We start from the raw sequence: 22930 nt of genomic DNA on the forward strand, positions 1-22930 counted from the left end.
ATTTATTTGATTATTTTTTCGTCTGCTAAGCCCGGATGGCGGAATTGGTAGACGCGCTGGTCTCAAACACCTGTGGGAAACCGTGCCGGTTCGACTCCGGCTCCGGGTACTTTAAAAACTCCTAAACCTTTATTTTATAAGGATTTAGGAGTTTTTTGTTTGAAATTTTGCCGAAATTTTGCCGAAAACTTAACAATTCCAAAATTTTAAGTATTAAGAATATAAGGACAAAAACAACAACCTTAAAATAAAAAAAACTATTTTAGTCATTTGTAAAACAATAGTAATTTAACTTTGCTTGTTTGTCTGGCTTAAGTATTATTAAGTAAAAATTATTTTCGTCTATTATATGCTGGCAGTAATTTAAAAACCAAAAAGAATGATTAAAAAAGAAAATAAGTATTTTAACACAACAATTAATTCTACTAAATTATACTTAGAAGATATTGAAAACATTATTTCAAAAATTGAAAATGAAAATATTATTCTAGAAATTTCAGATAATGAAAATGTTTACGAATCAATAGCTGAATTAAGATCTATTACAGGGACTAATCCAAAAACCATCAAAATTCTGGGAACTTTAACAAGTAGTTTTTTAGAATATATAACTATTAGAATAACTGAATCTTCATCCACGATATATGTGCATAATAGCGACACTCTTTTAAAGCCTGCATATGAAATTGAAAACCTTTTAATTTCAAAAAAACGTAAACTTATTTATTCTTATTTTAATAGCTATAATGCTAAAATTAATTTGCTTTGTACTTTACTAATTGGCTTCGTTGTTTTTTTAGTATGTACATTTATAACAAAAGAAAATTTTAATTATACTATTTGGGTCTCTATTATTTTATTATGGACTTTAATCTTTTTGATTTCTGAACTTAATCCAAACTCAAATACAAAAATAGAATTAGAAAGAAAACATGAGTTAAATTTTTATGAAAAAAATAAAGACAAAATATTGTTCGGAATTGTTACAACATTCATCGGAATAATTATCGGTTCAATAATTACATATCTAAAAAGCTAAAAAAATCACTGCTAACAAATATTATCATTATATAATTCCACTCATTTTCCACACATTTTCACCCTTATAGTATCTTTCTCAAAAACAAAACCAATATCTCCTTCTATAGCTTTTTGAATTTGTTCAGGTGTCCATTTATTTTCTCTTCTTACATCATCAATCAAAATGTCTGGTCGAAAATAGTTAGTAGAAATAGTGAAAATTATAGTATTATGCTCTACCTTATCTAATATTGATTCTGGTATCGCTACACGAAAATACCTCCTGTCTTCTTCTTTTATCGAGTACAATATTACTTCCTTAAGTTTTTTAAAACTTAATTTTTTTTGTAAAAACTCATCTTTATCCTCAACATGAACTACAATTGCAGATTCAGGAATTAACATATTTAATAGAGCAAAATATTCCATTTTCTTCACGCAAGGTTCTTCTTTCTCATTTTTTAAATTGCATGACAAACACAATAAAATTAAGATTATACATTTTCTCATAATTAATCTTTAAAATAAGGTTCATATTCTGTTTTATGTACGTAAGCTGAAATTACATACCAAATTTGTTTTTTGAACTCTGGAGAAGTTTTTACCCAAGTTGGATGGTTTAACTGATACATATAAGCTCGATGCTCAACCTTATGAGGACCCGGAAACACGTCCCAAAGAGTTTTTTTATACTTCAAAAGATCTTTTATATGCTGCCCTCTTTCGTGAGCAAAAAGATTTATTGCATCCCAACCGGTATTTATACTAGAACCAAAACGCGACAAATTAACACTTATATCTATTTCTCCTTCTCTTAACTCTTCTGAGTTTGGCGATGTACCTCCTAATCTCGCTATCGCAAATGTACCTCCGATAATTTTATCAGGAACTTGTGTGATAGACTTGTATTTCAATTCATTCAAATCATAACCCGCATCAGTGTAATAATGGCTTAGAATTTTTTTAGAAACGATTAACTTTATATCTCTTGATATATTAGTTACAATAGTACCGTATTTTGTTCCTGCTCTTAAATTTACTACATTACCTATTCCGGTAAATGAAACTTGTTCGTCAAAAAAATCTTCTGGAATATTACTACTAGAATAGGGCATCCCCGTAGGATCTAGTCCTAAAATATAAATTTTTTTCTGGCTATTGGCAGTTGAGCCTAAATAATTCCCTTGCATGTCAAAATAATCGCCATCGACATTTGGGGTAATTTTCAATGTTACGTGTTGAAAACTTGTATCTCCGTTAACTGATTTAATTCTAAAAGTTCTATCCATTTGATTGATTTTATACGGTTTGTATTGTTACTTCTTCTTTTAGTTCTGCAATACCTTCAGCATTTACTTCTCCACTATAGGTAATTTCTTTAGTATCGGTTTTAAGGTCTTTGCCGTTTGCTTCATCAACTATTATAGTAATTGTCTCTCCCTGTTTGTAATTTTCGGTTTTCACCATAAGACTTGCTCTTTCACCAATGCCCGCTTCCTTTATAGAATCTTTCATTTTTGCGCACATCCAAGTTATCTCTGTGATTTTTTTCTCAGGCTCTTGCTGTACTGCCTTTTTAGGCGGTGCAATCACTTCTTTTGCAACTTCTTGTCTAGGTTCAGATATTGTTATCATTTGACGCATCGGCAAAGTACCGTTAGCTTCAAACTTTTCATGATGTGAAATACAATACGATTTTTTAAATTTTACCTCTTTAAATCTACTCATGCCGTCAGGCTTGTAAAACGTAATGATACCATCCTTTACCTCATTGCCAAGTGCCCACTGCAAAATAGCGCTACTGCTGTCTGATTCAATTGTTAAATCAATTAACCATCCTGTAGGTTCTCCAAAAGGTTTTCCAGTGCTATCGAGTCGTTGTGTGGACTTGTAGTCAAATTCAATTAACCTGTATTCGATATTGTCTAATTTTAATATTCCTAAAGCAGCCATATTTTTATTATATCTAGTATTTATTAAAGTCAAAAAGTATTTAAAATCAAATTCATTTTTTCAAATATAATAATGTTTTTCATACAAAAAAATAAAACGCTATTATTTAAGACTTAGGTAATTTCTTATGATTAAAAATATCAAGCAAAATAAAATTGTAAAAATAAACCCACTAAACAAATGATTTTGTCTAATGGGCTAGTTTTTAATAGATAGCATTTTGTTATTTTGATTGAAAAACAATTTTAAGCCAGTTTCTTACTTAAAAAGGATTTGATCTTTATGGATTCTAACAACTTGCTTAAAAAGCTTTATTTTACTTCATTGACAATTAAAAAAACTCAGAAAACAAAATGTAGATTTATTTTGAGAAATTTTCAAGCTTCAGTATTTCCTGGCGAGCACTAAAATCTACTTTTTTAACAGAAAAAAATAAAAGCTTAAAAATCTTAAAAGGGCAAAATCGCAAACCTACAAACCTACACAACCTACACACTTTGTAAATCAACAAGTTAACTCCAAAAACAAGCTAAATTGTGTAGGTTTGTGTAGGTTTACGTTTTTTCGAAAATACACCGACCTACACAAACCTACACTTATACTACACCTTTTTATATAATTATTAAACTTAATACATTGACTATAAACACAATAATAACTAATACAATATGTGTAGGTTGTGTAGGTTGAGAAAAACGAAGTTTTCAAAAAAGCATAGGCAATAGGCAAAAAAACCTTTTATTTTTCCTGTTTTCAATTTTATGGAATAGTATTCATATAATGAACCGCTTCATTTATTTCGTTAAAATTGCTCAATTTGCTAAAATCTACAACAAACGCCGAAGTTACCGAGCCGTCTCTTCCTGCTCGAAAACGGTAGCTACTTTTGATTTCAATAAATGCACTTTCTTTTTTTACTGTGTCCTGCATTGTTGCTTTGCTCGGAATCATTTCTTTATACTGATTGTACCATTGTCTTTGTATTTTGTCATAAGTGTTAGAAAAATTAAAATACAATGTTGTTCCCTCCACTTTTATATCTCTTTCGTAATCTAATTTGTTATCTCCATTGGTTCTTATACAAACCAAAAAACAATCCCACCATTTATTTGATGCACTTGCAGAATTAATTTTATTCATTTGGAATTCGCTTATTTTTACAAAGTGATCCATCATTTCAGCATCGGTAAAAGGAAAGACGATAGTGTCTTTGAAAATTTCATAACTAGCACCCAAAACCGCAAAATTTGTAGAAAACCTACTTGGAGAACCAACAGGCATTTTTGCGGATATACTTGTTTTATAGAGCCTGAATTTGGTTTTAAAATCCGTAAAAAATCTTTTTCTTTCTTTTAATAAATCGTCCGTAAATGAACTGATCCCTTTTTCTGTCATATCTGCAAGTTCATTATACTTTTTTACTTCATCATCTGTAAAAGTATTTTTACTCATGTCTAACCACAGTAAACGAGTTATCAAAGCTTCATCATCCGGCGAATGATTTCCCGTTAAGATTAATGATGATAATATAGGCACGGTTTCAGTACTTACATGACTGTCTAATGTTCCTCTTTTATATCCGTTTCTATCCCAAATACCTTTTAATATTCCATCGAGTTGCTTGTCTCCGTTTTTGTATTCCGAAAATTGACAAATTATATTAACAAACTGCGCAAACTCTCTAATATGAGCTTTTAAAGTGGATGCACCACCCTCTATATTAATCGCAGATTGTGGCTTGCCAAAAAAACTTTGACAACAGTTTGCTAACTGGTCTTTTCCCGATGATGCTTTACCGTGAAAAAACAATATGGGAAATGCTTTTAATTCATCCACTACGATGTCCTGAAAGATACTGGCTATAGTAAAAAGTATTGCTGAAATCGAATTATTTCTGTGAACCTCAAACATTTTAGACAAATAAGCATCAATAGTTACATTTGAAGTCTTTATACAAACTCTTTTTTGTGGCTCATATTTAAAGGCATTTTCTTTATAAACTTTGTTTGCTGACGGTACATAATAAGAAACCTCTTTATGCTTAAAAATACCATTTTCGTCAATCTCAATTTTGTTCCCATCACAAAGGTTTACATTGTTGTTCCATAGCCAAAAATTATCCTCTTTTTGCCATCCTAAGCAATCAATTTTTTTTCCGTTTCCCATTTTATCAAACAGATAAGTTTTTAACGTGTGGAAATCCTTTGGAGTTCCTGACCAAAGGTAATTTCCGTGTGAGGTAACTATATCATCAAATTTTTGAGGTGTATTTAGTTTGTCGGAAAGAACATCAAATATTTTCTCTTGCTTATATACATTTCTAATTTTGATTAGTTTCATTGGGAATTTTTCGTCCTGCATATGCTGAATGATTTTCACAACGAAATTAGAAACAGATTTGAAATATTTTTTTGTATCTCCCTGCATAATCCAAATTTGATTGTTTGCCATAAACATTCGATATTTTTCGATATCACTAATTAGTTCTGCAATAGGGTTTTTTACCTCTTTTGGCAGTTCATATTGAGCATATTCTTCTTTATACTCCTGTATATCAACAACATCATTTTTGACTTTTAAAGCCAAATCAATGATTTTTTGAAAGTCTTTGGCAATATGTTCTTGGAAATAGTCCGTAAGGTCATAGCCTTTAACAGTTTCGTTTTTTGGCAGTTGCAATGGTATGATTTTAGGAAACTTACTTGTAATAGCAGTTCGCCCTGTTTCTCCCCCTTTATCATTATCATAACAGATAAAAAGATTTTTGCAAAGGCTTTGCAAAGTCTTTATCTGTAAGGCGGTAGGATTATGGGTTTCACTTCTAAAAGTGATCGCTTTAAAACCTCTGGAAATCGCTACAACAGTATCTTTTTTTCCTGCACAAATAATTAGATTTTCTATTTTTTCGGTTCCTAACTGCTCTAGTCCGAAGATATCACCATTTTGCAAACCATTGCTAAATATCTTAGGTTGCTTTTTATCAGGTTGAGCGGGAGCATAAACTTCAAAATTACCATTAACCTGATAACTGAAAGCCAAAACATTTTCTTTTATGGTGAAATTGAAATTCTTGTTCTTCGCATTGCTAAAAAAACTATATTTTTCAACGGCACTAATATTGTATTTTTCTAACAGTTCTTTTTCTACTCCTAAATTATTCCAAAAAGCAAAATGATCTTCTCTCATTTGAGTATTGACAACATTAAGTACAAAGGGGGTTTCCTGCATTGCAACGATTTTTTCATTTTGTTGCAAAGGCTTTGCAAAGGACTGACTTTCCTTTGCAACGTTTTTTTTATCCGCTTGAATCAATGCAAGTAAATTCATTTCCCTAGCCACTACTTTTAAAACTTCATTGAATTGGGTTTTACAATCCAAATCCTTTAAATTAGCCACAAACTCGAATGCATCTCCTTGTTTACCTGAACTATTACACTTAAAAGTTCCATTTTTGTAAAGTTTGAACGATGCATTTTTGTCTTCCGAAAAAGGACTTGAGATATTTCCTTTCGGAGATTCAGAAAGGTTTAAAAATTTTAGATAAATATTTTCTGCCGTAGTTTGACGAAAAATTATATCTTTGGTCAATATATTTGAACTCATATCATTATATATTTTGTAGCCCATTGCAGTTGATCAGCAATGGGCTATTTGTTTTTACGAATTGTTTTCTTTGTAATTATTGATAGCATTCCTTAATCTGTCCGATAGTAAATAACCATCGGGTTTCCCGTGTTTAGAAATAAACATTATTACTTCCAAAGAGGATATTCGTTTAGCATGAATTATAGACCCAATCGTAATAGATTTCCTTGTTTCTTTTAGTATCCCGTTTATTTCTTTTCGAATATATTCACAGGACATTTGACTTATATATAAATTCTGTAACTCTGCTTTATTATTGATAGCTTGTAATACTTTTAGATTCATGTGACGTAAATATTAGAATCAATTGCAATTGTTCAGCAATGGATTTCTGTTTTTAATTTGATTAGTGTGTTTTTGCAAAGCCTTTGCAAAGGCTTTGCAATTATTAATTAGTCTTAAAATTTTCAATGTTATATTTAGTAAAAACTTTTTTGAAAACTTTATTAATTTCTCTATTGTTTTTCCTGTCAACGCCCTGAGTGGTAATTGTTTTCGGTCTTTTTTGTACTTTTTTCATAATCAAATATTTAACTCGTTGCAATCTATTTTACTACGGTTTTGTTTATTAAAATGCTTAATTCTATTGAAGTAGGTTTTTAAAATTGTAGATTTATTTTACAAGGATCTGCTCCGGAGCTTTGTCCAGGAACTAAAAAAAATCTACTTTTTTTAAGTATTGATTTGATTGCCAATTTTTATTGCAAGGCTTTTGCAATGCCTTTGCAAAGGTTTCAATTAAGCATTTGCAATTCTAAAAAGTCGGGCTTCACATAAACCTTTGCCTTTTCAAAATCAAGATAGGTGTATTCTATAAAAGAGGACGAACCCTGTTTATAACGTTCAATTTCTTTTTCTTTATGTTTTAAGTCCTGTTTGTACAGATTTTTAAGGTAAATAAGAATTTCGTAATTTTCTTTTAAAAAATCGTGTTTCTCTTTAAGAACTTCATAGGGTGTTTTTTCTGGTGTCATAAGAAAAAAGTTTTTTATAGGCGAAGTACCCTTTAGGGTTGACACCACATTCAGAGAATGAAGTTACAATCCTTTCGGAAATGATACCCATGGGGTACTTCGTTATTGTCGATAAGTTTTTTAGAGATTGCTCCCTGATATGCGGTGTCGAGGCAAACGTACAAATTAATTTCAATTAAAATGAATTAAGATTGAAATTTATTCATTTTTTGTAAAGCTTCGAAAACCTCTCCTTTTTTGTAGCGAACTTTGTTACCAATGCGGTATGCGGGAATAAGGTCTTTACGTGTCCAGTCCCACAATGTCACAAGTGAAACGGATAGCATTTTGGCTGTTTCCTCCCTCGTCAATAGTTGTTCATTGTCGGGCTGTAAAGTGTTTGCAAATCCCTTAAGAGCATCGATAACCTCTTTTACAATTTGGTTTTTAAAATCAAGAGCGTTGGTGTTTTCTAGTTGAAGTACGTTTGTCATAACTTAATCGTTTTTTGATTGATGATTGATAGGACAAACTTAAGTTAGATTAAGCTCAGCGTATGAGGATTGGATATGATGCCTTAAGATACCTTAAGATGTAGCAGGATTGATTAAGTTAGGGAAGTCTACGAGTGAATTTTAACATTTATAGGCAGGTAATGTTTATTTTTTTGCATTTTATTTTTAATTGTTCTGAAGCTTCATAACCATTAGGAATACCGAAAGTTTTTATAAAGGAAACAAAAACAATATCGGATACTATTTTATTTCTAATATTACCACCTAAAAGTTTAATGTAATAGTTAATAGTGGCTCTAATTATTTTTTCAGGTAGCTGGTCGCTATATGCCTCGAACAAAAAAGATTTGGTTATTTTTTCAGGAATTCTTTTCATTTTCCCAATGTTCTTTTAGTTTCTCAGCATTTTCTCTTGGAGTTATTTTAATATATTTCAAAAATTGCGTTTCAGTTTTGTGTCCTGTAATTGCCATTATAGTACCATTTTGCAATTTTCCGTATAGATTAGAAGCAAAGGAACGCCTGCACGTATGCGAAGTAATGAGTTCATGTTTTGGGAATGTCCCAAATTCTTTTCGGTTCTTGTTTTTTGAAATTATTTCTATATTTGGGAAAAATCCTTTCTCGTCTTTTTTATTTGTCATTTTTGCGCCCTCAATCATTTCTGTAAACCCTACAACTTGGCAGACCTCTTTAACATATTCATTAAATTTTGCATCAGAAATTTGATGCGGTAAATTGCCGTCTCTTTTGGTTAAGATGTCTTTTATTTGTTGGTGCATTGGTATAATAACAGAATGAGATGTTTTCTTGGTAATAATTTCTATAAAATTTCCAACAAAATTGAATTTTTCTAATTTTAAAAAGTCCGAAATTCTCAACCCTGTACGCAAACCAAAAATAAAATTGTCCCTCACGTTATCCAGTCGTTCTGAATAACTAAAATCGTGATTGTAAACTGCATTTATTTCATTTTCTGTAAGATAAACATCTTTGGTTGGATTTGTGAGTACTCTAAATTCAGAGTGTTTGTATTCTTGATTTATAGGTAATCCTTCAATTTCTATGTTTTTACACCATGTTTTTAAAATTGCAACTTGTGTTCCAAAAGTATTGTCGTTTAATTTTTCGAAATTTCTGCAGTAAAATAAAAAATCTCTATAAAACTCTAAATTAACATCTTGAAAACGAAGCTTTTTTCTTGAATGTTTTTCATAATTGGAAAGTTTGTTTTTTGCAGTTGTATGATGTTGGATTGTCCTTGGAGAAATAGGATTGCCTTTATAAAGTCTTTGTGGCGAATCATCAATATACTTTTTAACCCAATCCATAAAATAAATTTTGTAAAGCTCATCTTTTTCAGCTCGACCAAAGAACTTTTTTATTTTTTCTTTAAGCCAAATATTGTTTATATTCTGTTGTGTGTTGTAGTCGATATTGTACTCTTCTAAAAGATAATTTTCAAGATTACGAAGTTTACTATTAATGAAGTCTTTTTGAGGAGTTGTAACGCTAATTTTCACCTGTTCTTTAGTATCGCTCCATTCATTAAATTTCACAGTTAGCCCCGTTCGTGATTTTTGATCTATTCTATTGCTATCCCAAAACCTAACATAAATGCTGGATAATTCAGATTTGCCTTTTATAATAAAATATCGAATTTTCATATAGTTAATTGTTATCATACGAAGATAACATTTTGCCGAAATATTGCCGAAAATATCTTAATTTATCCTACTTTGCCTTAATCTGTCTTAATTTTTTTGTAAGAATAAAATGCGCAATACTATTAAAATAAAGGTGTTAACAATGGTTTTTTTAATTTCTTTTATTCTTACAAATTAAGAGGGTTGTAAAACGGCTCCGGGTACAAAAACCTCTTCGAAAGAAGAGGTTTTTTTGGTTTTATGTGGTTTTTTTAAACCATATAAGCCATATAAGTTCATTTAATAGTTGGCGCTTTATAACGCAACGTCATATTTACTTATATACTTATATGGTTTAAAATTCACAAGCTGCATTGTGCGAAATGGGAAAATTGCACGAGTTAGCGATAAAGCACAATTGATTTGCTTTTGTGTGCAATTCTATTGCCAACTCTATTTTATCAGGATTTGAAATCTTTACTTTTGGATTTAATTGAACTTCTGTAAAGCGTCCGCTTCCGTCAGGAGAAACTTCGAGCGTTGCTTCGGCATGGTCTGAATATTCCAGAACTTCTATTCCGTTTTGAGAGCAGACATATAGATAGGACATCATGTGGCAGGAAACTAAACTACTTAAAAGTAAATCTTCGGGATTGTATAATTCCGGATCGCCTTTGAAAGCTTTTGCTGCAGAAACATTTAAAACAGGTTTTCCTTCGATTTTAATTTGATGGCTTTTGCTGTAAAATCTCGTTGTTGAATCTGCCGGTTTTTGATTTGAAGTCCAGTTTGCTTCTGCCTTGAATAGATGTTTCATTTTGTTTTCGTTTGCTAATGCTAAATTAAGTCTTTATAAGATGCAAATGAATTAATCGCGCAAAGTCGCAAAGACGCAAAGTTTTTAAGCTTTCTTAATTTTCTTTGCGACTTTGCGCGATAAAAAAAATTACTTCAATTAAATTGCACTTGGCATATAAAAAACCTCGAAAGCATAACTTCCGAGGTTTCTTAGAGAATTGAACTAGTAAAACAAATCCTAAAACTATTTTTGTACAGAAAATTTAAAAGTAGTTTTAGTTCTATAATTTTCTCCCAGGTTTAAAACCGTTGTTGGGAAATTTTTCTGGTTTGGAGAATCCGGATAATGTTCTGTTTCCAGACAAAGACCAGTTCTGTGAGCATATGTTTTTCCATCACGTGTTGGTAAAGTTCCGTCAAGAAAATTTCCGGAGTAAAACTGAATTCCAGGTTCATCCGTTGTTATTTCTAAGATTCTTCCGCTGGCAGCGTGGTATACTTTTGCAATGATTGTTTTTCCTTTTTCAGGATTGTTCAATACCCAGCAATGATCGTAACCTTTTCCTTTTTGTAATTGTTCGTTTTTTGCTTCAATGTCTTTTCCAATTAGTTTTGGTTTTCTGAAATCGAAAGGCGTATTGGCAACATCTTCTAATTTTCCTGTCGGAATTAAAGTTGCATCAACCGGAACTAATTTATCAGCATTCAAAGTCAATTCGTGATCTAAGATTGTTTTTGTAAAATCTCCTGATAAATTGAAATATGAATGTTGCGTTAAATTCACAACCGTTTTTTTATCTGTTGTTGCTTCGTAAAGAACCTCTAATTCGTTATCATTTGTTAAAGTATAGGTTACAAAAACCTGTAGATTTCCCGGATAACCTTCTTCTAAATCTTTACTTAAATATGATAATTTTAAAGAAGCTGTAGCTCCAGATTTTACCTCATCAGCTTTCCATACAACGTTAAAATATCCTTTTGGACCGCCGTGCAAAGCATTTGGCGCATTATTTATTGCTAATTGATACTCTTTTTCATCTAATGTAAATTTTCCTTTTGCAATTCGGTTTCCATATCTTCCAATCAAAGCTCCAAAGAATGGATTTTCTTTTTCATATTGTTCCAAAGAATTAAATCCGATTACAACATTTTCAGAAACACCTTCTTTATTTGGCACTTTCAAATCTGTTATTCTTCCACCAAAAGTGATGATATCAACTTCCATCCCATTTTGGTTTTTCAGCTTATAACTGTCGACTTTTTCTCCTTTTGCTGTTTTTCCGTATTCTGATTTTTCGATCGAAACCAAAGCTTTTTCTTCTGTAGTAACTTTTTCTGTATCCGCTTTTTTATCGCTTTTGCATTGAACAAAAACTATAGCCAAACTCAAAAGACTTAAACCGAAAACGCAACGTTTTAATACATTCATAAATAATTATTTTAAGTTAGTAAAGTCTTAAAGTCAAAAGTCATAAAGTCTTTTCTCAAAGTAACTAAAAGTTTCGGACTTTATGACTTTCGACTTTTGACTAATTTATAGTCCATGTTGAAACAAATGATAATATGCTTCATTCGCATTGATCTTATCTTTAAAGTCTCTTACGGTAGTTTTTTCATCAATCACCAATAATTCGATTCCTGCGATATCCGCAAAATCTTCCATGTATTCTGTTGTGATCGCTTGACTATAAACGGTGTGATGTGCTCCTCCGGCTAAAATCCAGGCCGTTGCTGCGATATCAAGGTTTGGTTTACAATCCCATAAAACTCTTGCAACCGGTAATTTTGGTAAATCTGCCAATGGTTTAATAGCTTCCACTTCATTTACAATCAAACGGAAACGATTCCCCATATCAATCAACGAAACATTAATTGCAGCTCCGGCTGGAGAATTAAATACCAAACGTGCAGGATCTTCTTTTCCGCCAATTCCTAAAGGATGCACTTCACATGAAGGTTTTGCGTCTGCAATTGATGGACAAATTTCTAACATGTGAGATCCTAAAACATATGATTTTTGCGGTGTAAAATGATACGTATAATCTTCCATGAAAGAAGTTCCTCCTTCAAGCCCCACATTCATTACTTTTAAGGCACGAACCATTGCAGCCGTTTTCCAGTCGCCTTCACCACCAAAACCATAACCATCGGCCATTAATCTTTGTGTTGCAATTCCTGGCAATTGTTTCCAAACTCCAAGGTTTTCAAATGTATCTGTAAAGGCTCCAAAACCCCCTTCTTCAAGGAAAGCTCTTAAACCTAACTCTATTTTTGCTGCTTCTACTAATGAACTTCTTTGCGCTCCGCCTTCTTTTAAAGAATCAGTTAAAGAATAAGAAGACTCATAAACTGCTAATAAATCATTTAATTGTTGGTCTGTAACTTTCTCAATATGTTTCGTCACATCTGAAGAATCATATCCGTTAACCGACATTCCGAAACGAATTTGAGCCTCAACTTTATCACCTTCTGTAACGGCAACTTCACGCATATTGTCTCCAATACGGGCAACTTTTAAGTTTTGAAGTTCATCCCAACCAAGAGCTACTCTTGTCCAAACTCCCAATTTGTTTAAAACGCGAGAATCTTCCCAATGTCCAACCACTACTTTACGTTTTTTACGCATTCTGGACATGATAAAACCAAACTCACGATCTCCGTGTGCTGATTGATTCAGGTTCATGAAATCCATGTCGATAGTTCCCCACGGAATTTCAGCGTTGTATTGTGTGTGTAAATGGCACAATGGTTTCTTTAGAATACTTAATCCGCCAATCCACATTTTGGCCGGCGAAAAAGTGTGCATCCAGGCAATAAGACCAATACAGTTTTTAGCCGAATTTGCCGCTAAACAAACATCTAATATCTGAGAAGGCGATTTCACCACATCTTTATAAACCACTTTTACAGGAATTTGAGACGAAGCTCCTAATCCTTTTGCAATTATCTGCGAATGCTCCGCTACTTTTCTTAGTGTTTCTTCACCATATAATTCCTGGCTTCCTACTACAAACCATACTTCTTTTTGAGATATATCTATCATTGTGTAATCGTTTATTTGTTGAACTATTTATTTGTTGAATTGTTTAATCGTGAACTGCGGAATCGATTAAACGATTTACCGATTCACCAAATAAACAATTACTGTCCGTAATACGAATCTTTTCCGTGTTTACGATTGTAATGTTTTTTTATTAGGGAATCTTTTAATCTTGGTGCGTTTGGGTTTATTTGTAAAGTCAGATACGCCATTTCGGCAACGACTTCTAAAACTTTGCTGTTGTAAACTGCTTTTGCTGCGTTTTTTCCCCAAGCGAATGGACCGTGATTTCCAATTAAAACCATTTCGACTTCTTCATACGAAAGATTTTTTTCTTTAAAACAATCCAAAATCTGAATTCCGGTATTGTGCTCGTAGTTTCCTTCAATAAGCGAATCTGCCATTGGTGGTGCACACGGAATATCAGCTGTTAAATGATCGGCATGCGTAGTTCCGAAAATTGGAATATCGCGTTGCGATTGTGCCCAGGCAACTGAATAAGTTGCGTGTGTATGTGCAACACCTCCAATATTTGGCCAGTTTTTATATAAGTAAGCGTGTGTTTTGGTATCAGATGATGGACGCATCGAACCTTCGATAATATTATTATCAAAATCGACAATCACAATATCTTCAGGTTTTAAATCTTCGTAAGGAACGCCGCTTGGTTTTATGGCAAAGACACCATTTTTTCTATCCACCGCACTCACATTCCCGAATGTATATACAACCAAATTTAATGCATTTAACTGCATGTTGGCTTCGTAACATTCTTGTTTTAAATCTTTATAAAGAGAACTCATGTTTTGATTTTTTTATAGTTGGATCTTCAAAAGCACTTAATTGATCGTAAGCAATTAACAATTTGTTGTAAGCTGCTACTTTATCTAATTGAGGGAAATATTCTCCATCGAAATCGCTTCCTATTTTTTGGCTTGCTTCAATTACATTCGGATAAATTCCTGCTGCAACTGCTGCATAAATCGCCGCTCCTAAAGCTGGAGTCTGGTCTGAAGCTGCAATTTTAATTGGCTTGTTCAATACGTTTGCCAAAGTCTGCATGATAAAAGGTGATTTACGGGCAACGCCTCCAATTCCGATTACGCTGTCGATTTTTACACCTTCCTCTTCAAAACGATCGACGATTTTTTTCGCTCCAAAGCAAATAGCGTTTACCAAAGCTTTAAAAATATGTGGTGCTTTTGTTCCTAAAGATAAATTCGAAATAGCACTTTTTAATTCCTGATTAGCATCTGGAGTTCTTCGTCCGTTGATCCAGTCTAAAGCGATTGGAAGACTTTCTGAAACCGGAATTTTCTCTGCTTCTTTTGTCAATTCAACAATTAATTTATCGCTGAATTCTTCTCTTAATTGTTCTTTTTGAGCATCATTTAAAACAGTTGAAGCCGTTAATAAATGATCGGTTGGCCAAAGCAATAATTCTTTATACCAAGCCAATAAATCTCCAAAAGCCGATTGTCCTGCTTCTAAACCAATAAAGCCCGGAATTACAGATCCGTCAACTTGCCCGCAGATTCCGCGAACGGTTTTGGTTCCAACTTCATCATAAGAACCAACCAAAATATCACAGGTTGAAGTTCCCATAACGCGAACCAAAGTATTCTCGCCAATTTTTGCTCCAACAGCCCCAGAATGCGCGTCGAAAGTTCCAACGGCTACAACTGTATCCGTAGAAAGGCCTAAACGATCTGCCCATTCTTTGCTTAAATTTCCGGCAACTAAATCAGATGTATACGTTTCATCATATAAATTGCCACGAAGCGTTGCTAAATAAGGATGTAATTTTTCTAAGAATTCAACCGGAGGAAGTCCGTTCCAGTCTTCGTGCCACATTGCTTTATGACCCGCGGCGCAACGGCTTCTTTTAAAGGTTTTTAAATCTTTGTCTTCTATTAATAAATAGGTCATTAAATCGCAGTGTTCCATCCAGGTATGCGCTGCATTTCGAACGGCTTCATCTTCTCTGGCGATGTGCAGGATTTTTGCCCAAAACCATTCTGATGAATAAATTCCGCCTACATATTTGGTAACGTTTTCTCCGCCCCAGCTTATTGCCAGTTCATTTATTTCGTTTGCTTCATTTATAGAAGTATGATCTTTCCAAAGCACCATCATCGCATTTGGATTTTCCTCAAAACCTTTTGTCAATGCCAATGGAATTCCGTCTTTGGTTACAGGAACAGGTGAAGATCCTGTTGTATCGATACAAATTCCTCGTACTAGCGAAGGATCAACTTTACTCTCTTTTATAACGGTTTGAATCGTAATTTCCAATCCTTCAATATGATCTAAAGGATGTTGACGAAACTGATTTATGGATGCGTCACAATATTGTTTGTTTTTCCATCTTTTATAATGAGAAACATTTGATGCCAGTTCTTGCCCATTTTCAGTATCTATTAGCATCGCCCGAACAGAATCTGTTCCGTAGTCCAATCCTATAACGTAATTTTTCATTCGAAAGTCATTTTAAAATAATGACAAATATAAATATAATTAATTCATAAGTGTATAAAAAACACTTAACAAAAATTATCGTTTTAATTTTTACAGATAATGCATAAAAACAGAACTTTAGCATTAAAACAGAAAACAAACGTTGATTTTACATTTATTATGTTGCGATTATTTCATGATTATCTTCAAAACTCTAAAAAGCCAATCTTATATAATCAGTTTTGGTATTACTTTATTTTACTTTCAATTCATTCTATTTGGGATGGATTTTGATTCAAAATCAATTCTTAAAAATTTTTATTAATAGAGAATATTGCTTTCTATTTTCCTTCTAAAACAATTACGGAGAATGGAGGAATGGTAATTTCTAATTTTCCTTTTTTATTTTCAAAACCTTTAAAATTTATTGGTACAATTTTATTTGGAGTATCAAATGAATTATAATCCTGCAGTTTTGAAGCTGTTAAAATAGTGGCGGTAAAGTTTTTAACTCCCAGCTCTTTTATGTCAATTTCTACTTTATTTTTATTTTTCGAATCAATATTTACTAATGAAATATGAACCAATCCGCTTTTATCTTTAGAAGCTGATGCTGAAACAGCCGGAAGTGTTTCTCCACTAAAATTATACAATGGAGATTGAAAATTAACTGGCAATAATGTAGCGTCCTGATGTACATTATACATTTTCATGACATAATATGTTGGCGTCGTAATCATTTTTGCTTTATCTGTTAAAATCACCGCTTGCAAAACATTGACGCATTGAGCTAAATTTGCCATACGAACCCTGTCAGCGTGGTTGTTAAAAATGTTTAATGTCGATCCTGCCAAAACAGCATCTCTCATTGTATTTTGCTGGTATAAAAAACCGGGATTTGTGCCTTTTTCAACATCATACCACGCGCCCCATTCATCAACCATTATGGCTACTTTTTTCTCAGGATCGTATTTATCCATTACCGCACTGTGTCTGGTAACGAGTTCTTCCATTTTCAAAGCTTCTTTCATGGTTTTAAAATATTGATCTTCGGTATAATCAACGCCATCACCTTTTTTAGCCCAATCGATTACGGCATAATGATGTACGCCAACTCCGCCTAACATATTTAATGGAATGTTTTTCATAAGGACTTCTGTCCAATTATAATCGGCGCTATTTGATCCTGAAGCGATTCTTGTAAATCCTCCGGTATTTTCCCAATCCGACATAAATGTGGCAAATTTGCGGTATTCTCCTGCATAATATTCTGCTGTCATATTTCCTCCACATCCCCAGGCTTCATTTCCAATTCCCCAAAATTTAACTTTCCACGGCTCTGTTCTGCCGTTCTTTTTGCGTAAATCACTCATCGGACTTCTGCCGCTAAAATTGGTGTATTGTACCCAATCTGCCAATTCCTGAACAGTTCCGCTTCCCACATTTCCTGACAAATAAGGTTCTGCACCAAGCAATTCGCACATATTCAAAAAGTCATGCGTGCCAAAACTATTATCTTCGGTTACACCACCCCACCATTTGTTTACAATTGTTGGTCGTTCTGGTTTTGGTCCAATGCCATCTTTCCAATGATAAGTATCGGCAAAACAACCACCGGGCCATCTTAAATTTGGAATTTTTAATTCTTTCAAAGCTTTAATAATATCATTTCTAACTCCATTTGTATTTGGAATTTTGGATGTGTCGCCCACAAAAAACCCTCCATAAATAGATCGTCCTAAATGCTCAGCAAAATGTCCGTAGATGTTCTTATTGATTATTGGTGCATCAGTAGTATTTTTTATACTGATAATAGTAGTCTGGTTTTGAGCAAAACTCAACTGATTACAAATTGTAAAAAGAAAAGTGATGAAAAGTACTTTTTTCATAATATTGGTTTGGTTGTAATATCAGCCAGAAGCTCAGAAATCTGGTTATGATATTTGGTTGTGATAATTCTAATAAAAAAATGAATCGCTGTAATAATTGAATAACGCCGATTTTCAATTAAAGTAACAAAAGAGAAATCTCAGAATCAATTCCCTTATAATTCTAATTAGACACAAGCTTTATTCTCACGTTTTAAAGCTTATTCAATAAACGAATACAAAAATCATAAGTGTTGATTGCACATTTGTAAATCTAATTAAAATTAACATGCAAAAACAAATAAATGATAAATTAAGAGGAAAAAAAGAGTATTTCGCAAATTAGAATACTGAACAGATAGTAGAAAAATGCTTTTTATTTTATTAAATAAATTTTTTATAACGATGGCAAATGGTTAAAATGACAATTTGATACCATATGTTCTGCACTAAAATAAATATCAAAAAAAGTTAAAAAGGAGAGGTTTAATAGTGATTTTAGCATAAAAAAACTATTACTTTTGTCACTAGAATTGAAATCGAAACTTAGGTTATAACTTTTTATAAAAGAGTTATAAAAATTAAGTGTAAAAACAACATTAATAAGTTGTGAAACGAATTGGGAAGTTTATATATTTACAGCTAAAATATTGAGTATGCTAAACAGTTATAGCTCTGCTGATAAAGTTTTATTGGCGGTTGATTGTATCATTTTTGGATTTGACCATGAGGGGTTGAAAATACTTTTGATCAAAAGAGACTTTGAGCCTGAAAAAGGAAAATGGTCTTTGATTGGAGGTTTTTTAAAAAGAGATGAAGTATTAGATAATGCTGCAATTAGAATTTTAAATACCTACACGGGTTTAAACGACATTTATATGGAGCAGTTATATGCTTATAGTGAAATTGATCGTGATCCTGTCGAAAGAACCATTTCGGTTTCATATTATGCTTTGATCAATATCGAAAATCATAATGCTGAACTGATTAAAAATTATCACGCGCAATGGTTTAGTATTGCCGAAGCTCCTCATTTAATTTTTGACCATAACGAAATGGTACAAAATGCTATTAAAAGATTACGCTACAGAACTTCGATTAAACCAATTGGTTTTGAATTACTGCCGGAAAAATTTACTATGCGTCAATTGTTAGAATTATATGAAGCAATTTTGAGTAAGGAATTAGACAAACGAAATTTTATCAGTAAAATTAACTCCTTAGAAATTTTAAACAAATTAGAAGAAAAAGACATGCAGTCTTCCAGAAAAGGATCTTATCTCTACACTTTTAATAAGGAGAAATACGAAGAAAAATTACTGAACGATTTTGTATTGAATTTATAAAAATTTTGCCCACAGATTTTACGTATTAAAAGTGATTTGCACAGCTTTTTATTTTTTAAAATATCAAATCTGCCAAATCTGCGAGAAAAATATCGAATAAAAACAAAACCCTGAAAGCCACAAACTCTCAGGGTTTTTTCTTCAATAAAACTACTATTAAAAAACTAACTAATTAATCTAACCTAAAATTTTTGTTGTTTTCACTTACATAAAAAAAATAAGTGTTAAATATAAATTTACAAATATAAGCAAAATAATTTCACAAAAACAAATAAAAAATTTAGTCAAAAGCAAACCTAAATAGTCTACAATTTATAAGGAGTTGCGGATCGTTAAGGATGATTTATTTTCTATTTGTTCTTTCCTTCCTTTGATGACCATATCTGCCAAAATTTTGCCCATGGTTTCAAAATGGGTTGAAATGGTGGTGATTCCGTTTGCTACAATCTTTTTTAACGGCGTTTCATTGTACGATATAATGCCAAAATCAATTCCTAATTTCAGGTTTTGACCTCGTGCATTTTCGATTACACGCACTAAATCACGATCATTCGGGATAATATATAAATCTCCCGAAGTAATTTCCCTATCTGTAAATTCAGTTATGATTTCATATTCAAAATTGTAATTGGTACAAAAATTTTCAAATCCAATTTTCATCCCCAGTGGTTCCCGGAATCCGGGAAAAATTAAAATTAGTTTTTTATATTTTCCTAATTTAGATTTCCCTTTTAGTAAACCTTCAAAAATATCTTTTTCGTGATTTTGATAAATGGCGGGATACAATTTCAAGTCCGGATTGGTCTGATCCAGTATGATAACTTCGCTTACTGGTAGGGTTTTTATAAATTTAACTACATCGTTTAAGTTAGTTGGCATAATGATGTATTTTGTATAATTCCCGTTACTGTCATTTATTAGCTTTTGAAAAACGGGAACATTAAAATGATGAAAGAAAATATCGACCTGAACATTTTTTCCAATGTTTTTTAAAAACGAATTATAGATGTCTTCCTTAAAACTGTTTAATTCATCAAATAATAAAAAAATCTTTTGTTTTATAGTGGTTTCAACGCTTTTAACGTAATATCCTTTACCTGGAATGGCATAAATAATGCCTCTTTTTTTTAGTTCATCATAACCCAATAAAACCGTATCACGCGATAATGAAAACGCCAGACAAACTTTATTCACAGACGGAAGCCTGTCGCCTTTTACCAATTTTTCTTCTTCGATTGCTTTTTCTATTGAAAGAATAATCTGCTTATATTTTGGCAATCCAATGTTATTTTGAATGGAAATAATATTCATAAAAAATAGATTTTTGAGCAATATACAAAAAACTGGTAGGTACCGGTATGCAAAGCTAAAGAATGTTTCTATTTTTGGATTTCATATTTGGTAAAAATTGTATGGAAATAAAACACATATCGCATTTTCAAAACGAATCTACTCCTAAATCATTTGGTTTAATGCCAGATAATGAAGAAATTCTTTCTTTTGAATTGTCAAATAAAAACGGAATGAAAGTTCAAATCATTAATTATGGTGCAACTGTAACTTCTTTACAAATTCCGGTTTCAAATGGTCATCTTGTGGATGTTGTTTTAGGTTTTGATAATTTAGAATCTTACATCGCTTCTTATAATTTGCTAAGTCCTCCGTATTTTGGAACTACTGTTGGTCGTTACGCAGGACGAATAAATAAAGGAACTTTTACATTAAACGAAAAAACATACCAGTTAAATACCAATAATAACGGAAACACTTTGCATGGCGGAAATGTTGGTTTTGGAAAAAAAGCATGGAACGTTATCAATTTAACTTCCGGCAATAATCCATCCATAACTTTAAGTCTTTCGAGTGAAAATCTTGACGAAAATTTTCCGGGTGAATTACACGTCGATTTGACTTATACTTTAACCGAAGACAATGAATTGAAGCTTGAATATAAAGCAACAACTACAGAAGATACGATTATCAATTTAACGCATCATAGTTATTTTAATCTCGACGGTCATGATGCAAGTGTTCTGGATCAAACTATGTTTATTGATGCCGAAAAAATATTAGAAACAAATGCAGAGAATATCCCAACCGGAAATTTTACGGAGCTTTCTAATCATGATTTTGATTTTAGAACGACGAAAAAATGTCCTGCTGAAATTGATAATTCATTTGTAATTGAACCCACAAATAATGCTGTGGCGAAATTATTGAGTTCAAAAAATAATTTGCAAATGACCGTTTACACAAATCAGCCAAGCGTTCATGTTTATGTGGGCGGAAATTGTTTTGATATTTTAAAAGGAAAAGAAAATACTAATTATCATCCGTCAAGCGGAATTTGTTTTGAAACTCAAAATTTCCCTGATGCGCCAAATCACGAAGATTTTCCAAATTCGGTTTTGAAAAAAGGAGAGGAATATCATCAAAAAACGATTTATAAATTTGAGAATATAAACTAAATTTTTTTGGATAAAATTTCGGAATCACAAGATATTACCATTGAATTAAATATAATGAATGACATTTTAATACAGAATACGACTGCTTTTTTTGAAAAATCATTTGGATCAGTTCCTCAAAAAGTGGTTCTTTCTCCGGGAAGAATCAACATTATTGGTGAACATATTGATTATAATGACGGTTATGTTTTACCGGCGGCAATTGATAAGGTTATTTGTTTTGCTTTCGAAAAAAATAATACTAAAAAATCGAAAATAATTGCGATTGATTTAAACGAAGAGTTTGAAATTGATTTGTCAGACAAAGTCGAATTAAGTGATATTGTCTGGACAAATTATGTACGCGGGGTTATCAAACAATTGCAGGATAACGGTTTTTTGTTTGAAGGTTTCAATTGTGTTTTTAGCAGTAATATTCCGGTTGGTTCTGGATTATCATCTTCGGCGGCTTTAGAATGCGGAATGATTTTCGGAATAAAAGAACTTTTTGAGTTAAAAATTGAAAAGGTTGACATTGCCTTATTAGGACAAAAAGCAGAACATTGGGTAGGAATTAATTGCGGAATTATGGATCAGTTTTCAAGCGTTCACGGTCTTGAAAACAAAGTAATAAAACTGGATTGCAATACGCTGGATTATGAATATCATAATGCTGATTTTAAAGATTATTCGCTCGTTTTATTTGATAGTAATGTTAAACATTCGCTTTTTACATCTGAATATAATACCCGTAGAATTGAATGTGAACAAGGTTTAGCAATTATTAAGAATAATTTTCCTGAAGTAAAAAGTTTTCGGGATTGTACCGAAGAACAACTTTTGAGCATTCAGGATAAAATAAATGAAACTGTTTTTAAAAGAGTTCACTTTGTTGTGAAAGAAATTAACCGCGTAATAAAGGCTTGTGAAGCTCTTGATAATGGAAATATAAAACTTTTAGGACAATTGCTTTTTGAAACGCATTATGGGTTATCACAAGAGTATGAAGTGAGTTGCGAGGAGCTGGATATGCTGGTAGATACCGCAAAATCTGACGATGCAATTGTTGGTTCACGATTAATGGGAGGTGGTTTTGGCGGCTGTACAATCAATTTGATTAAAAAAGGTCATGAAAATGAGGTAAAGCGTAAGTTTTCGAATCTTTATTTAGATACATTTGGGATTGAATTAAAATTCTATGATGTAAAAATCGCAAACGGAACAACACTACTTTAATACCAA

Annotated in this window: 20 protein-coding genes and 1 tRNA gene; 5 read left to right on the forward strand and 16 right to left on the reverse strand. The window is 32.2% G+C overall.

The features are described 5' to 3' along the window. Positions 1-29 precede the first annotated feature (29 nt). Together KHA90_RS04905 and KHA90_RS04910 are read left to right on the forward strand one after the other, a co-directional pair. A tRNA-Leu gene (locus tag KHA90_RS04905) sits at positions 30-109 on the forward strand. 270 nt (positions 110-379) lie between these two features. Continuing rightward, entirely contained in the window at positions 380-1039 is a 660-nt protein-coding gene (locus KHA90_RS04910; RefSeq protein WP_213295998.1) for a hypothetical protein, read from the forward strand. 41 nt (positions 1040-1080) lie between these two features. Here the strand turns inward: KHA90_RS04910 and KHA90_RS04915 are convergent, their stop codons facing one another. From KHA90_RS04915 to KHA90_RS04980, 15 genes are all read right to left on the reverse strand, one after another. Further along, entirely contained in the window at positions 1081-1530 is a 450-nt protein-coding gene (locus KHA90_RS04915; protein ID WP_213296001.1) for a hypothetical protein, read from the reverse strand. A 2-nt stretch (positions 1531-1532) separates the two neighbouring features. Then, entirely contained in the window at positions 1533-2309 is a 777-nt protein-coding gene (locus tag KHA90_RS04920) for a hypothetical protein (RefSeq protein WP_213296003.1), read from the reverse strand. A gap of 10 nt (positions 2310-2319) precedes the next feature. Then, positions 2320-2973, reverse strand: coding sequence for a type VI secretion system tube protein TssD (gene tssD, locus KHA90_RS04925; protein ID WP_213296006.1), 654 nt, complete (start codon positions 2971-2973; stop codon positions 2320-2322). A gap of 759 nt (positions 2974-3732) precedes the next feature. Next, positions 3733-6576, reverse strand: a complete 2844-nt coding sequence (locus KHA90_RS04930) for a CHC2 zinc finger domain-containing protein (RefSeq protein WP_213296009.1) — start codon at positions 6574-6576, stop codon at positions 3733-3735. 430 nt (positions 6577-7006) lie between these two features. Continuing rightward, the gene (locus tag KHA90_RS25610; RefSeq protein WP_262899353.1) at positions 7007-7138 is read right to left on the reverse strand and encodes a hypothetical protein; all 132 of its coding nucleotides are present in this window, start codon (positions 7136-7138) and stop codon (positions 7007-7009) included. A gap of 214 nt (positions 7139-7352) precedes the next feature. Next, positions 7353-7592 (reverse strand): hypothetical protein, encoded by a 240-nt coding sequence (locus KHA90_RS04935; RefSeq protein ID WP_213296011.1) that lies wholly within the window; start codon positions 7590-7592, stop codon positions 7353-7355. 185 nt (positions 7593-7777) lie between these two features. Continuing rightward, complete coding sequence (locus tag KHA90_RS04940) at positions 7778-8065, reverse strand: helix-turn-helix domain-containing protein (protein WP_213296013.1); 288 nt, start codon at positions 8063-8065, stop codon at positions 7778-7780. Positions 8066-8213: 148 nt separating this feature from the next. Further along, positions 8214-8462: a hypothetical protein gene (locus KHA90_RS04945; RefSeq protein ID WP_213296015.1), complete on the reverse strand. Its 249-nt coding sequence runs from the start codon at positions 8460-8462 to the stop codon at positions 8214-8216. Further along, positions 8446-9771 carry a phage integrase SAM-like domain-containing protein gene (locus KHA90_RS04950; protein WP_213296017.1) on the reverse strand — a complete coding sequence of 442 codons (1326 nt, stop codon included), beginning with the start codon at positions 9769-9771 and terminating at the stop codon, positions 8446-8448. The genes KHA90_RS04945 and KHA90_RS04950 overlap by 17 nt, the downstream gene beginning before the upstream one ends. Before the next feature lie 316 nt (positions 9772-10087). Beyond that, complete coding sequence (locus KHA90_RS04955; protein ID WP_213296018.1) at positions 10088-10549, reverse strand: OsmC family protein; 462 nt, start codon at positions 10547-10549, stop codon at positions 10088-10090. 225 nt (positions 10550-10774) lie between these two features. Continuing rightward, positions 10775-11959: an aldose epimerase family protein gene (locus tag KHA90_RS04960; RefSeq protein WP_213296019.1), complete on the reverse strand. Its 1185-nt coding sequence runs from the start codon at positions 11957-11959 to the stop codon at positions 10775-10777. A 105-nt stretch (positions 11960-12064) separates the two neighbouring features. Then, entirely contained in the window at positions 12065-13573 is a 1509-nt protein-coding gene (araA, locus tag KHA90_RS04965; RefSeq protein WP_213296020.1) for an L-arabinose isomerase, read from the reverse strand. A gap of 98 nt (positions 13574-13671) precedes the next feature. After that, positions 13672-14373, reverse strand: coding sequence for an L-ribulose-5-phosphate 4-epimerase (locus KHA90_RS04970; RefSeq protein ID WP_072957886.1), 702 nt, complete (start codon positions 14371-14373; stop codon positions 13672-13674). Further along, the gene (locus tag KHA90_RS04975; protein WP_213296021.1) at positions 14357-16048 is read right to left on the reverse strand and encodes a ribulokinase; all 1692 of its coding nucleotides are present in this window, start codon (positions 16046-16048) and stop codon (positions 14357-14359) included. The genes KHA90_RS04970 and KHA90_RS04975 overlap by 17 nt, the downstream gene beginning before the upstream one ends. A gap of 320 nt (positions 16049-16368) precedes the next feature. Continuing rightward, complete coding sequence (locus tag KHA90_RS04980) at positions 16369-17916, reverse strand: alpha-N-arabinofuranosidase (RefSeq protein ID WP_213296022.1); 1548 nt, start codon at positions 17914-17916, stop codon at positions 16369-16371. 635 nt (positions 17917-18551) lie between these two features. On the opposite strand from KHA90_RS04980, the gene KHA90_RS04985 reads away from it, so the two are divergent. Next, the gene (locus KHA90_RS04985) at positions 18552-19241 is read left to right on the forward strand and encodes an NUDIX hydrolase (protein ID WP_213296024.1); all 690 of its coding nucleotides are present in this window, start codon (positions 18552-18554) and stop codon (positions 19239-19241) included. 312 nt (positions 19242-19553) lie between these two features. Here the strand turns inward: KHA90_RS04985 and KHA90_RS04990 are convergent, their stop codons facing one another. Next, the gene (locus KHA90_RS04990; RefSeq protein ID WP_213296025.1) at positions 19554-20552 is read right to left on the reverse strand and encodes a GntR family transcriptional regulator; all 999 of its coding nucleotides are present in this window, start codon (positions 20550-20552) and stop codon (positions 19554-19556) included. 101 nt (positions 20553-20653) lie between these two features. Here KHA90_RS04990 and KHA90_RS04995 point away from each other — a divergent pair, with 101 nt between their 5' ends. Together KHA90_RS04995 and galK are read left to right on the forward strand one after the other, a co-directional pair. Then, a complete protein-coding gene (locus KHA90_RS04995; RefSeq protein WP_213296028.1) occupies positions 20654-21709 on the forward strand; it encodes an aldose epimerase family protein in 1056 nt (351 codons plus the stop codon). A 54-nt stretch (positions 21710-21763) separates the two neighbouring features. Then, positions 21764-22924 (forward strand): galactokinase, encoded by a 1161-nt coding sequence (gene galK / locus KHA90_RS05000; protein ID WP_213296030.1) that lies wholly within the window; start codon positions 21764-21766, stop codon positions 22922-22924. Positions 22925-22930 lie beyond the last annotated feature (6 nt).

Source organism: Flavobacterium psychroterrae, from assembly GCF_018380615.1.
Classification (GTDB): Bacteria; Bacteroidota; Bacteroidia; order Flavobacteriales; family Flavobacteriaceae; genus Flavobacterium; species Flavobacterium psychroterrae.